Origin of the sequence: Robertmurraya phoenicis, assembly GCF_047302285.1 — a bacterium.
Lineage (GTDB): Bacteria > Bacillota > Bacilli > Bacillales > Cytobacillaceae > Robertmurraya.
This window is the reverse complement of record NZ_CP154845.1, coordinates 2,163,021-2,176,085: the sequence shown is the minus strand read 5'-3', so window position 1 is coordinate 2,176,085 and position 13,065 is coordinate 2,163,021. Positions and strand designations below refer to the sequence as shown.

General features: G+C 37.5%; 13 protein-coding genes, 2 pseudogenes and 1 other annotated feature. Of the genes and pseudogenes, 7 read left to right on the top strand and 8 right to left on the bottom strand.

The genetic code is table 11. The features are described 5' to 3' along the window. Window positions 1-39: 39 nt before the first annotated feature. Window positions 40-1,224, top strand: a pseudogene (locus AA0X71_RS10780) (MFS transporter). Window positions 1,225-1,236: 12 nt separating this feature from the next. On the opposite strand, the gene AA0X71_RS10775 reads toward AA0X71_RS10780, so the two are convergent. Together AA0X71_RS10775 and AA0X71_RS10770 are read right to left on the bottom strand one after the other, a co-directional pair. Further along, a complete protein-coding gene (locus AA0X71_RS10775; protein ID WP_413361960.1) occupies window positions 1,237-2,082 on the bottom strand; it encodes an ABC transporter ATP-binding protein in 846 nt (281 codons plus the stop codon). A gap of 142 nt (window positions 2,083-2,224) precedes the next feature. Next, a complete protein-coding gene (locus tag AA0X71_RS10770; RefSeq protein WP_413361958.1) occupies window positions 2,225-3,217 on the bottom strand; it encodes a zinc-binding dehydrogenase in 993 nt (330 codons plus the stop codon). 443 nt (window positions 3,218-3,660) lie between these two features. Between AA0X71_RS10770 and AA0X71_RS10765 the strand changes: the two genes are divergently transcribed. Continuing rightward, window positions 3,661-4,578: a MerR family transcriptional regulator gene (locus tag AA0X71_RS10765; RefSeq protein WP_413361956.1), complete on the top strand. Its 918-nt coding sequence runs from the start codon at window positions 3,661-3,663 to the stop codon at window positions 4,576-4,578. 96 nt (window positions 4,579-4,674) lie between these two features. On the opposite strand, the gene AA0X71_RS10760 is transcribed toward AA0X71_RS10765, so the two are convergent. Next, window positions 4,675-4,836 carry a hypothetical protein gene (locus AA0X71_RS10760; protein ID WP_413361954.1) on the bottom strand — a complete coding sequence of 54 codons (162 nt, stop codon included), beginning with the start codon at window positions 4,834-4,836 and terminating at the stop codon, window positions 4,675-4,677. Between the two features lie 210 nt (window positions 4,837-5,046). On the opposite strand from AA0X71_RS10760, the gene AA0X71_RS10755 reads away from it, so the two are divergent. Further along, complete coding sequence (locus tag AA0X71_RS10755) at window positions 5,047-5,640, top strand: TetR/AcrR family transcriptional regulator (RefSeq protein WP_413361952.1); 594 nt, start codon at window positions 5,047-5,049, stop codon at window positions 5,638-5,640. Window positions 5,641-5,704: 64 nt separating this feature from the next. Here AA0X71_RS10755 and AA0X71_RS10750 read toward each other — a convergent pair whose 3' ends face one another. Next, window positions 5,705-6,139, bottom strand: coding sequence for a hypothetical protein (locus AA0X71_RS10750; RefSeq protein WP_413361950.1), 435 nt, complete (start codon window positions 6,137-6,139; stop codon window positions 5,705-5,707). A gap of 84 nt (window positions 6,140-6,223) precedes the next feature. Beyond that, complete coding sequence (locus tag AA0X71_RS10745) at window positions 6,224-6,418, bottom strand: IDEAL domain-containing protein (RefSeq protein WP_413361948.1); 195 nt, start codon at window positions 6,416-6,418, stop codon at window positions 6,224-6,226. 221 nt (window positions 6,419-6,639) lie between these two features. Continuing rightward, window positions 6,640-6,868 (top strand) — a binding site (T-box leader). A gap of 60 nt (window positions 6,869-6,928) precedes the next feature. On the opposite strand from AA0X71_RS10745, the gene AA0X71_RS10740 reads away from it, so the two are divergent. After that, window positions 6,929-8,467, top strand: a complete 1,539-nt coding sequence (locus AA0X71_RS10740; protein ID WP_413361946.1) for a 2-isopropylmalate synthase — start codon at window positions 6,929-6,931, stop codon at window positions 8,465-8,467. Window positions 8,468-8,492: 25 nt separating this feature from the next. Here AA0X71_RS10740 and AA0X71_RS10735 read toward each other — a convergent pair whose 3' ends face one another. Then, a complete protein-coding gene (locus AA0X71_RS10735; protein WP_413361944.1) occupies window positions 8,493-10,469 on the bottom strand; it encodes an acetoacetate--CoA ligase in 1,977 nt (658 codons plus the stop codon). Between the two features lie 108 nt (window positions 10,470-10,577). Between AA0X71_RS10735 and AA0X71_RS10730 the strand changes: the two genes are divergently transcribed. After that, window positions 10,578-11,234, top strand: coding sequence for a potassium channel family protein (locus tag AA0X71_RS10730; protein ID WP_413361942.1), 657 nt, complete (start codon window positions 10,578-10,580; stop codon window positions 11,232-11,234). On the opposite strand, the pseudogene AA0X71_RS10725 reads toward AA0X71_RS10730, so the two are convergent. Both AA0X71_RS10725 and AA0X71_RS10720 read right to left on the bottom strand, forming a co-directional pair. Further along, window positions 11,231-11,371 (bottom strand): annotated as a pseudogene (locus AA0X71_RS10725) (hypothetical protein); the annotation flags it as partial. The gene AA0X71_RS10730 and the pseudogene AA0X71_RS10725 sit on opposite strands and share 4 nt — an antisense overlap. Before the next feature lie 105 nt (window positions 11,372-11,476). Next, window positions 11,477-11,638 carry a hypothetical protein gene (locus AA0X71_RS10720; protein WP_413361940.1) on the bottom strand — a complete coding sequence of 54 codons (162 nt, stop codon included), beginning with the start codon at window positions 11,636-11,638 and terminating at the stop codon, window positions 11,477-11,479. Between the two features lie 131 nt (window positions 11,639-11,769). Between AA0X71_RS10720 and AA0X71_RS10715 the strand changes: the two genes are divergently transcribed. After that, on the top strand, window positions 11,770-12,687 hold the full coding sequence (locus AA0X71_RS10715; protein WP_413361938.1) for an SDR family oxidoreductase: 918 nt from the start codon (window positions 11,770-11,772) through the stop codon (window positions 12,685-12,687). Window positions 12,688-12,891: 204 nt separating this feature from the next. Beyond that, a complete protein-coding gene (locus AA0X71_RS10710) occupies window positions 12,892-13,029 on the top strand; it encodes an FbpB family small basic protein (RefSeq protein ID WP_413361936.1) in 138 nt (45 codons plus the stop codon). Window positions 13,030-13,065: the final 36 nt, after the last annotated feature.

Genomic DNA, 13,065 nt, shown 5'->3' with positions numbered 1-13,065 from the left:
ATTTAGTGTTGCTAAATAATTATTAGAAAGGATTTTTCTATGAGTCAATCGGTTTCAAAAGAAGCACCGAAAGAATATGTGCAATCAGAGAAAATTTGGACGAAAGATTTCACATTAATCGTTTTTTCCAACTTCTTTATTTTTCTAGGATTTCAGATGACTTTACCGACTCTGCCCCTTTTTGTTGAAGAGTTAGGCGGAAACGATCAATTAATCGGACTCGTTGTTGGTATTTTCACATTCTCAGCTCTCATCATGCGACCTTTTGCCGGGAAGGCTCTTGAGACGAGAGGAAGAAGATTCGTCTTTTTGATTGGTCTAACTATTTTTATATTGTCAGTTGGTACGTACGGCCTTATTCACAGTTTATTTTTCCTCTTCGCAATGAGGATGGTTCAAGGAGTCGGTTGGGGTTTCTCGACAACTGCCTCTGGAACGATCGCAACAGACCTAATTCCTGCCAATAAACGGGGAGAAGGAATGGGTTATTATGGGCTTTCAGGAAATATTGCTTTAGCATTTGGCCCAACACTAGGACTGGCATTAGCTGGAAAAATATCATTTACCCAGTTATTCCTAATTTGTGCTCTTCTTGGACTCATTTCGCTTGTTCTTGCATCTTTTATTCGTTATAAGAAGATTGAACCTGTAACGACAGCTCCTAAAAAATGAGATCTTTTTGAAAAAACAGCTATTCCCCCATCTCTATTACTCTTTTTCATTACCGTTACATTTGGTGGAATCGCATCGTTCTTACCGATTTATGCCTTGCAAAAAGAGATTTCAGGGATAGAATGGTATTTCCTATTTTATGCACTGGCTTTGCTTGTCTCTAGAACTTTCGCAGGCAGACTATATGACCGGAAAGGGCATCGTGCCGTCTACATCCCAGGTACCTCCCTGATTATCATTGCCATGATCCTACTGGCATGGTTGCCTAACAGCTACATCCTTTATCTTGCGGGAATATTGTATGGATTGGGCTTTGGCACTGTCCAGCCAGCCCTACAAGCTTGGTCTGTGAAAGGGTCTCCTCCACATCGAAGAGGGATGGCGAACGCAACCTTTTTCTCTTTCTTTGATTTAGGAGTTGGTGTCGGTGCCATCTGCTTTGGTCAAATAGCCCATTGGTTTGGCTATAACAGTATTTATATGGTATCAGCCGTATCAGTATTCATTTCGATATTAATCTATTTAATCATTTTAAGAACGAATAGAGAATAAAAACGAGCTATCCTATGAGCGAGGGATAGCTTTCTCTCTTTTTGTAAGGAATGGTCGACCGTAATGCCAGTGGACGTCCACCTCTAAATTAAAAAACGCAGATAAAGTCTTCTCAGAAATCATTTCAACCGTTTTTCCTGATGAAAAAACTTCCCCATTTTTCAAAAGCAATGTTTTCTTAAAGACAGGTAATATTTCTTCGACATGATGAGTGACATAAAGTAAAGTTGGCCCAGACGGTTTCGTAGCAATTTGTTCAATCACCTCTAATAAATGCTCTTTTGCAATAAAGTCAAGACCGTTAGTAGGTTCATCTAAAATAAGTAGCTCAGGGTCATTCATGAGGGCGCGTGCAATTAAAATGCGTTGTCTCTCCCCTTGTGAAAGGGTTGCATATTGTCTGTTTGCATAATCAATACTACCGAGACTTTCTAATAGACTAATCGCTTTTTCACGCATATCATCATTTGGCGTTTCATACAATCCGATTGACGTAAAGGCACCGCTTAACACGATTTCGTAGGCACTATCTGTCTTATAGAAACGTTCTTGAAGGGATGAAGAAACAAGTCCGATTTTTCTACGGATATATTCTCGAATATCTACCTTGCCAAACTCTTTTCCCATTACGATCGCTTGACCCTTTGTAGGAAAATGATATCCATTTAAGAGATTAAGTATTGCCGTTTTCCCAGCTCCATTGAGACCAAAAAGAACCCAATGCTCTCCTTTTACAACATGCCAATTCAAACTGGTCAGGATCGGTGTCCCGTTCCGAATCAGAGAAACATTTTTTAAAGATATCACGTATAGCCATCCCTTTCTTCTAAAGTAGAATTTATTTAGAACACAGTTCATAATCTATTCACTTATAATATACTGAAAGATACAAATTTTCCATTAACTCACTTCAAAAAAAATAACAAGAGAATAAGTCCCCTTGTTATTTTTGTGTGCTTATACTTTCGAAAAGGCAACAATGTTCGCGAATAGAGCCTTCTTATTCAATCGAAAAGCCTATTTTTCCAAGTTGCTCTGCTTTTTCCATTCTATCAAAGGCTTCCTTAAATTCACTAAGCTTATAGATTTTATCAACCACTGGTTTTAATTGGTATTTTTCCATAAATTGCAACATTTCTTTATATTCTTCGCCACTTCCCATCGTGGAGCCATACATATTAAATTGTCCGTAGAAAAACTTGCGTAAGTCAAATTGTACGACATCTCCTGCAGAAGCCCCAAATGTCACAATCGTTCCACCAGGACGGAGCTGATCAAGAGACTTATTAAACGTAGCGGCACCAACAGACTCAATGATTAAGTCCATTTTTTCACCAGCAAAGGCTTCGCTCCAGTCTTCATTGCTATCAATCGCCTTTGAAGCTCCTATTTGAAGAGCCCACTCGCATTTAGCTTTTGAACGGGAACTTACGTAAACTGTTGCTCCAGCTGCTTTTGCAAACTGTAATAAAAAGGTCGCAACTCCACTACCGATTCCAGGAATGAACACCTTCATCCCTTCTTGAACCTTTCCTCTTGTAAATAGTGCACGATATGCAGTTAAGGCTGCTAACGATAAAACACTTGCCTCTTCCCATGATAAATAATCTGGTTTATGTACAGCATTTTCAGCAGGTATGACAATCTTTTCAGCAAACGACCCATGAAAAGGAAGACCGACAATTTCAAATCCTGGTGGTGGAGCATCACTTTTTTCCTTCCATCCTAATCCGGGATTAATGATCACCTCATCACCAACTTGTACGTTTGTAACGCCTTCACCCACTGCATCAATAATTCCTGCTCCATCAGATCCTATAATAAGTGGTGGGTCAGTTTCTTTATGACGGGTTAAAGTAAATAAATCACGATGATTTAACCCAGCCCCCAGTAATTTCACTCTAACCTCCCCTGGCTTTGGCGTTTCTTCTTCTATATCGCGATAAGAAAGGCCGTCCATTCCGACTTTATCTACATGTACCAATGCTTTCATTATGTCACCCCTTAGGAAAAAATAAGTTTCTAATTATATGATACTCTGAATAGCTTCAGAAAAAAAATGTTACGCACTGTAGTTTGCGGATTTTTTGTAATCGGATACAATCATCGACAGATTTATATACACAATCCTAAAGGACACCGTTCTTGACAATAGTAGTCACATTCTGACATTCAATTGCCGTAAATCTGATAAAACCCACAGAAAATAACACAGAAAGTGCGGGAAATGTCAAGTCTTGCGCTTTCCCGAGAAATAAATATATGAAATTGCTATAGAAGCTGGATAAAAAGTTACCTTATTGCCTCGTTCTGTACTAGAAATTATGAATATTTTGCAGATTCTTTTCTTCTTTTGATAGGTTTTGTCATATAGCAGGAAAAAGAACCCCTCGTGACAGAATATAAATGACAAACAAAGATGAAAGGATTGAAATTATGCAAACAAATAAAATGGTAAGAGCGTATTCAATCAAAGAGGTATCGAAGAAAATAAATATCCCTACTGGAACGATCAGACAATGGGAGAAAGATCTTAATGGACTTTTAGTTATTCCTCGTACAAAGCAAGGAGCAAGGTTCTTCACTGAAAATGAAATTGACCTTTTGAAAAAAATAAAGGAAATGCGTGAACAAAACGTCAGTAAGGATATGATCCGTTCGCTATTACAAAAGCATTTTGCTAGCAATTCGGAACCCTCTTCCGAAACGGTCGAAACCGGACTATCTGTTCCACTCGTTGAAAATAACGAAAAGGAATCTCATCCACAATTAAGTGAATCAGATGTATATTCCATTATGGATATGTACAAGCAAGATATTGTGAATGAAATCAAGCAAGAACTGACTTACAATCAACAACAAATTACCGAAAATCTAAAAACTGAGATCGCTTCTTCTTCACTCCATTCAATTAAGGAAATTTCAAAGTCCATTCAAAGGGCAAATGACAAACGAAAGGGTGAACTTCAAGAACTCTCAAGTGTCATCAATCAAGTTTCGGAACAATCTTCCGAATCATTCGAAGCCCTATCTGAACATGTATCATCATCGTCACAAGATACATTTGAAAAGATCGCAAAAAAGATGCATGATACCTCTATTTTAACTTCAAGGGATCATAACACTAACTGGAAAAAGGTATCAAAAACGGTAACGGATTCAAAAAGAGATCTGAAACGAATGGTCGGTACGCTCGAAGCCAAGCAGGAAACGATTCTTAATAAGGTCAGTGAATTGCAACAATCAACCGAAGAAATCCGCGATCGTGAAGAAGCTTTTCAAGGGATGCTATCAAGCTATCGAGAAGTGGCTGCAGCAAAAACAAAGAGAAAAAACTGGTGGAAATGGTGGTAAAAATGAGGCATTAAACTATTAAGAAAACAAGCCGTGTAAAAGCTTTTAGTCGGCTTGTTTTCTATTTTCTATAAACTACAAATCTAGTTAATCGCTTTACTCTTTTGTATTTTGGGTGTATCCGAGTTCATCGAATATTTCCTTATTATGTTCTCCTAGTGCAGGTGCCTGTCTAATCGTTTTTGCCTTTGTTCTTGAAAGCTTAATCGGATTTGCGATTTGACGCATCTCCCAGTTAACGGCGGCATAGTCAAGCATAACCACTCCTTCATATTTTTTAAGTATGATTAGATGAATTTTCAAACGTTTTTCCAAGTAGCCATTTTTTAAACCAATAGTTAATTTTATGTCGAACTTTCATAAAATGATGCCATTTCAGATAATTTTCTATATTTTGCTTTAATAAACGATTTTAATATGGTTTTATATATAGTAAAGGAAAAATTAATAGAAGATTGGAGAGTTAAGATGTCCTCTTTTAAAGAAAGAAAAATTGCCAAGAAAAAAGAAGAGATCCTCCGCTCTGCCGCTGCCGTATTTGCTGAAAAGGGCTATCATGGGACAACAATGGAGGAAGTAGCAGCAAAACTTTTGATGACAAAGGGTTCGATGTACTATTATTTTAAAAATAAAGACGATCTCCTCTTTCATTGTCACCAAATGATTATGAATAAAAGTATTAAAAATATGGAGGAAATTACGAGTAGTCCTATATCTGCTAAGGAAAAGCTTGACAGAGCTGTCAAAGCTCATATCATGTTAGCAACAAATGAAAGATCGATCTTTATGGTGATGGATAAACCAAATCAACACTTCACAAATGAATATTTACATGAAATTTTGAAATCTAGAAATGAATATGCCTCATATTTCGATGACATATTAAAAGAAGGAATCGAAAAGAAAGAATTTCAAAACATTGAAGTCAAAATGGTCAGGATGATTATATTAGGAGCCTTAAACTGGATTCAAGAATGGTACAACCCTGAGGGAGAGAAAACAGGAGAGGAATTGGCTGAAGCCTTCGCACATTATTTATTAAAAATGGTGTTACCAGATTAAGAGGTTTCCTTATTGTGCCCGTCGTTATTCATGACGGGCATATTTAATGGGTTCATATATGACCTTATTCTTTTCGCTGTCCTTTGAACTTCACATCTAATTGTGAGAGAATTTCATCAACTGAGGCATCAAACTGGAAAAAATAGTGACTATTCTCATCCCCAAATACCATTAAATGAGGGTTTTCATATTCTGGAAAAATCAAAATGACTTCATTAATCAAGTCATCTAGCCACTCGTTTTTTACTTCAACTGGTTTTTCTAACGGAATTTTAATCATATGCCCTTTTGGTGGGATGGGTTCAAAACCACGGTATAAATCCGTAATGCCAGCGAGGATTGTCGCAACTTCTTGCTCAATTACCTTGTTGCTAGGTACCTCTTTTGTAATCTTCCCTTTATTAATGTGAAAAATTTCAATTTGTAGTGGCTCTGCTTGTACTTGAAAACTGAAAACGGAAAGGGTAACTAAAACCAATGCAATTACTTTTCTAACCATGCGCTCACCTCACGGCTAGTGTTCCCATAAAATAACAATTAATACCCAAAATAAGACAGCCTGGAAAACAGACTGTCGAAAGGTTTAAGAAATTTTATTTAGTTCAGTAGATAAGCGAAGGAATTCCTTTTTATTTCGTTCTTTTAAGGATTTGTCGATTTCCTTCTTTAGCTTTTCTTTTTTGTAGGAAACCAAAGATTCGTTTAACACCTGCTCTGCTAACATTGACAACTGCTCTTCAATTGACGGTTCGGGTAACTTAAGCAAATCCTTATTCATGGAAATCAACTCCTTAACTTTTATTTAGTATAACACTAATTTACTAACAATTCAATATTTTCTCTATTATATTAGAATATTTTTATATACCTCTTTTTCGAGGGAAGTTTAATGCCTTCATAAACAAAAAAAAATAATTTATCACTTTAAACGAACAAGGTATTGCATTTCTATTTATTATGTAGTATTCTATTTTAAAATTTCGAATTTTAAATATTGTTAAAAAGTTGATGATAAGGAGCAAGGGAAGTATTTCTTCTGAAGAGAGCCTGTGGTTGGTGAAAACAGGTGGAGAATCTTTCTATCTCGCCTTTGAGACTTTCTTCTGAAAAAAGTAGGAAGAAACGATTCACAATCGTTAATTTGTGAAGTTAAACCTTAACTTACGAAGGCTGTTTTCCGTGAGGAGCAGCAAATGAGGGTGGTACCACGAGTTTTCTCGTCCCTCTGGTCGTTGTTAAGGTTTTTTTATTTCGGTAAAATTCACATATCAATTAGGAGGTTTTAGTGATGAGTAACAAAGTCTATTTTTTTGACACAACCTTAAGAGATGGGGAACAAACTCCTGGTGTTAACTTAAATCAAGAAGAAAAAGTGGAGATAGCACTACGCCTAGAACAGCTTGGAATTGATGTCATTGAAGCTGGTTTTGCAGCAGCTTCTCCAGGTGATGCTGCTGCAGTCAGAGCAGTTGCCCAAGCGGTTACGAAGCCACTAGTTGTCAGCTTAGCCCGTGCAAATAAAGCGGATATTGATGCTGTTATTGAAGCCCTTCGTGGAATTGAAAATGTTGGAATCCATGTTTTCATTGCAACCTCTCCTATTCATCGAGAGAAGAAATTATTTATGTCAAAGGAAGAAGTGATTGCAAAAGCAGTTGAATGCGTTTCATATGCAGCTCAACACTTTAAACATGTCGAATTTTCTTGTGAAGATGCAACCAGAACAGAGCTTGAGTTTTTACGAGAAATCTCAGAGGAAGTTATTGAAGCTGGAGCAACCGTATTGAATTTTCCAGACACAGTCGGCTATGCGACCCCAGAAGAATATGCTGACCTGTTTCAATACATCCTCGAGCATACAAAAGGAGTTGAAAAGGTTAGACTAAGTTGCCATTGTCATGATGATTTAGGTCTAGCTGCAAGCAATAGTATAGCTGCGATAAAGGCTGGAGCACTACAGGTTGAAGGCTGTGTAAACGGAATTGGTGAACGTGCTGGAAACGTTGCCCTAGAAGAGGTTGCCGCTTTACTAGAAACCCGCAAGGACTATTATCAAAAAGAAACAGGCATTGTTCTTAAAGAAATCGCTAAAACAAGTAAATTGATTAGTAGATTGACGGGAATTAGTGTTCCTCCAAACAAGGCAGTCATCGGTAAAAATGCATTTGCTCATTCTTCTGGCATCCATCAGGATGGGGTCATCAAGGACAAAACCACATATGAAATTCTTAAGCCTGAGAGTGTTGGTTTTATGGAAACGAAGCTTGTTCTTGGAAAGCTATCTGGACGAAATGCCCTAAAAAAACGATACGAAGAGCTTGGCTATGCGATAAACGCAGAACAGTTAAAGGAAGTCTTTAGTAAATATAAGGAGCTTGCCGATAGAAAGAAAGAAATATTTGATGAAGACATCATCGCATTATTGGAATCAAAATCCACCGTAAATAGCCAAACATACACATTTAAAGACCTTAGTCTTCAAGTGTTAGCCAACAAAGACTATCGTGCCTTTATTCATATAGTAAAAGTGGACGGGACAATCATTGAAGGAATTGGCGAAGGAAATGGGCCCGTTGATGCGATCTATAAGGGAATTGACCAAGGCCTTAACATCCAAGCAGAGTTAATTGACTATAAAATTAAGTCAATCTCTAAAGGAAAGGATTCGATCGGTGAAGTCTTTGTTAAAATCAAACATGGAGATTCATTATATCAGGGCAGAGCCATTCACGTTGACATCATCTTTGCAAGTGCTAGTGCCTATATCGAAGCAATAAACCGTTTTGTTAACCTTCATCCCGATTATGTCGTTGCAGAAATGAAATAATTCATATAAGCCCAGATCCATTTTATTATGGATTTGGGCTTTGAATATTCGCTGCCAGCTTTACAAAATACTCAAGAGCAGTCGGGTTACTCAATGATCCAATGTTAACTGATTTAGAGACTGGTGTTCCTGAAAGAATTTTTTTAACCGGAACTTCAAGTTTCTTTCCATTTAGTGTACGAGGGACTGACTCAATCAAATAAATCTGATCAGGTACATGCCTTGGCGAACAGGATAGACGAATCTGCTGCTTAATAGCTGATTCTAGAAAAGACGTTAAATCTGTTTCCTTTTTTAAGACAACAAATAGCATGACTTCATTATTTACATCTATGACGAGACTATCGGCAACCTCCTCCATTCCTTCGACTGCACTATATATTTCACTCGTCCCAATCCTGATCCCTCCCCTATTAATCGTTGAATCGGATCGGCCATAGATTTGACAACTTCCTTTCGTTGAAATTTTAATCCAATCTCCATGTCTCCAAATATTGGGATACAACGAAAAATAACTATCACGATAGCGTTTTCCACTTGGATCGTTCCAAAAATAAAGGGGCATAGATGGCAATGGTTCAGTTAAAACCAATTCCCCGACTTCATTGATCACACTTTCACCCTTTTCATTATAAGCTTCTACCTTCGCCCCCAATTCTCTACATTGAATTTCACCTGCGAATACAGGCAATAACGGGGACCCTCCTACAAAAGCAGAACAAACATCCGTTCCTCCACTAACCGAAGCCAACCATAGATCCTTTTTGACTTTGTTATACACCCATGAAAATCCTTCTGGTGGTAATGGGGACCCTGTAGAACCAAGTGCTTTCAAGTTTGAAAGCTCAAATTTAGAAGGCTCTATTCGTGCATTCATACATGAAAGGATAAAGCTCGCACTCGTCCCAAATACAGTCATTCCCGTTTCTTCAGCAAATTTCCAAAGAGTTTCGACTGTAGGAAAGCCTGGGTTTCCATCATATAAAAGAATCGTTGAGCCAGCGAGAAGTCCACTCACTACGACATTCCACATCATCCAGCCAGTCGTCGTATACCAGAAGAAACGATCTCCCTTTTTTAAATCCATATGTAACGCACATTGTTTTAAGTGTTCAAGTAAGATTCCACCGTGTCCTTGTACAATCGCTTTCGGAATTCCAGTCGTCCCTGATGAAAATAAAATCCATAGAGGATGGTCAAATGGCAATGGTGTAAACTGCAGTCGTGCATCGCTATGTTCGGCGACGAACTGCTCCCAAAGTATCATGTTCTCTAACTGATCATTTAAAGACGATTCATTCAAATAAGGAATAAGCACTGTCTTTTCGATGGATGGAATCGCTTTCTTTATTTCTCTCACTGTTTCAGTTCGATCAAAATTCTTCCCTCCATAACGATAACCATCGATAGCAATTAAGATTCTTGGTTCGATCTGTTTGAATCGCTCAATGACAGTAGGGCTTCCAAAGTCAGGAGAAGCACCTGACCAAACAGCCCCAATACTTGCACATGCTAAAAAGGCAATCGTTGCTTCAGGAATATTCGGTAAATAGGCAGCAACCCGTTCTCCCTTCTGTATCCCTGAATCTCTAAGTGCGGATGCAAAGGCGGCTACTTTTTTTTCAAGGATTCCCCAATCCATTTTTTCTAAGGGTCGTGTTTCAGATTTTGATAGGATCGCTATTTCATGTTCATCCCTGTTTCGAAACACATGCTCTGTATAATTTAATGTCGCTCCCTCAAACCATTTAGACCCTGGCATTTTTCGCTCTGACAGTACAGATGTATAAGGTGAAACGGACTTAATCTGAAAATATTCCCATAATGATTCCCAAAAATCTTCTATTTCTGTGACAGACCAATTCCACAATTGCTGATACTTATTAAATTGTAGATTTTTATTTGTTTTTAGCCATTTCATAAAACTCATCATATTTGACTCATTTTTTAACTGGTCTGATGGCTCCCATAATAAACCGCCCTCTTGTATAGATGGTTCCATTCAATCCCCTCCTCTCTTTATATTATAATATTCAGAATAATTTAATGTTAAATAATATAGTAATGGCTTGGAAATCCTAATTGAAAAACCATGCTTTGGAGGAATAAAATGAAAAAACAATTTGCCGTTATTGGATTAGGCCGTTTCGGTGGGAGTCTTGTAGAGGAATTCAGCGTCCTTGGAATCGATGTTTTGGCGATCGATAAGAATAAGGAACGGGTTGAAAAATATGAAAAATATGCGACGTTCGCTGTCCATTTAGATGCCCTTAATGAAATGAGATTAAAAGAAGTAGGCATTAAAAATATGGACCATGCCATTGTTTCCTTAGGAAACGACATAGAAAAAAGTGTCCTTATTACTTTATTGTTAAAGGACTTGGGCATTTCTCAAGTTTGGGCAAAAGCGGCGAATAGCTATCATCGCAAGGTTTTGGAGAAAATCGGTGCAGATCGGGTGATACAGCCTGAGAGGGACATGGCAAAACGAATTGCTCACCATGTGATATCTGATAAAGTCATCGACTATATCGAGCTTTCAGAAAAACATAGTATTGTAGAAATTTTAGCTTCTACGAAAATCCATGAAAGAACGCTCTCAGAATTAGATGTTCGTTCGAAATATGGTTGCAATATTATCGGACTTCAAAGAGAAGGAGACATTATCGTATCCCCTTCTGCTGAAGAAGTCATTTATTCAGGTGACATACTTATTGTTATTGGTGAAAATAACGATATTCATCGTTTTGAAAATGGAGCTGTTTAATGAATAATTTTCATATTTGGAATGTCCATCTCAATATGAGGGCCCCTCTTCATTAACTCCATAAGAAAGAGCTCCTTTTCTTCAGGTGATATTTTTACACTACCCATCGAAGCCGATTTGTAAAAAATCTCAACCGCATCTTTCGAAGATAGCTATCGATAGCCAAAAAATATCTCGTTTGTGGCGCATACTCTACTTTTTTTTTCATAAGTTTCACAAGCGAAAAAAATAATACGTTTTCCTTATATGATTGGATAATATTGCTCGTATTTTGGATAAGCATAATATGGTGGTCTTTTGCTAATTAACGGTAATTTAAATGATTGGTTTTGATAAAACATCTCGACTTTCTCCTCAGAATTGTTTATGAGCAAATAGGTTACTTCTGGATTGTATTCGTACATTGTGATCCCCACTTTCATTGGACTTTTTATTTACGGTATTCGTTCTCCTTTGAAAAAGAGCCCGTACGAATGCACTTAATTTGCTAAAATTTCATACAGTAACTCAGAACAATTGATTTGAGGAGGCCATCATGACAAAAAAAGATAATACGAATGAATACCCTATGTATCCTCACTATGGAAAAATTACGCAATATCAAGAGATTCCCCTTACCGTCCCAGAGCAGCGTCAATTTCGTCAGCCCGGGGTAGAAAAATACATGGTTCCTAGACCAATTATAGAAAACCCTAATTATCAAGGTAGTGGAAAACTAAAAGGAAAGGTCGCACTCATTACTGGTGGAGATAGTGGAATTGGTGCAGCTGCCGCCATCGCCTTTGCTAAAGAAGGTGCAAATGTAGCGATTGCCTACTTAGATGAACATGAAGATGCGAATCGAACGAAAAAACGAATTGAAGAACTAGGACAAAAATGTATTCTTTTACCGGGAGACTTAAGGAAAAAGCAACAATGCATCGATATTGTCGAGAACACGATTGAAGCATTTGGTCAGTTAGATATACTATGTAATCATGTTGGAATTCAGTTTCAACAGCTAAGTCTCCTCGATATAAGTGATGAGCAATTTGATGACACCTTTAAAGTAAATATTTACTCTCATTTTTATACAACAAGGGCAGCCTTGCCGTATTTAAAACCTGGCAGTTCGATTATTAATACAGCATCTGTTGTCGCCTATGTTGGATTTGAACAGTTAATCGATTATACGGCTACCAAAGCAGCGAATGTTGGGTTTACCAGAGCGTTAGCCAATAGTCTTGTAAAGGAAGGAATTCGTGTCAACGCAGTGGCACCAGGGAGAATATGGACTCCTCTCATTCCTTCGAGCTTTTCCGCAGATGAAGTTACTCTTGCTGGAAATCCGATGGAGCGTCAAGGGCAACCATTTGAACTCGCTCCTACCTTCGTCTATTTAGCATCTAATGATTCAAGATTCGTTACAGGGCAAACACTTCATGTAAACGGCGGTCAAGTAATGGCGACATAATGAAAGAGACAGGGTAAAAAAACTCTGTCTCTTTCGTTGATTAGGTTTATGGACACAGACACCTGGGTATAATGAAATGATTTTATGACAGTTATTAAATATTCTTGTTTTACTAAGAAAGCATTTGATTATTTCTGAAAATTTTGATATATTTATTATATACTAAGTTTCGACATTTTTCTTGGCAGAAAGGAGCTTACAAAAATGAGAAAACAATTTGTATCAATGCAGACGTTAATAAGCAGAAATAAACAGGAAATCTTAACAGATAAAAAAGAAATTGCGCGTATTGAGCGATTAATTGATGATAAACATAATCGAAAATTAAAAGTAAAGTCTTAATTTTAACCGTTTACAAAAAGATTTTTTCCGACAAAG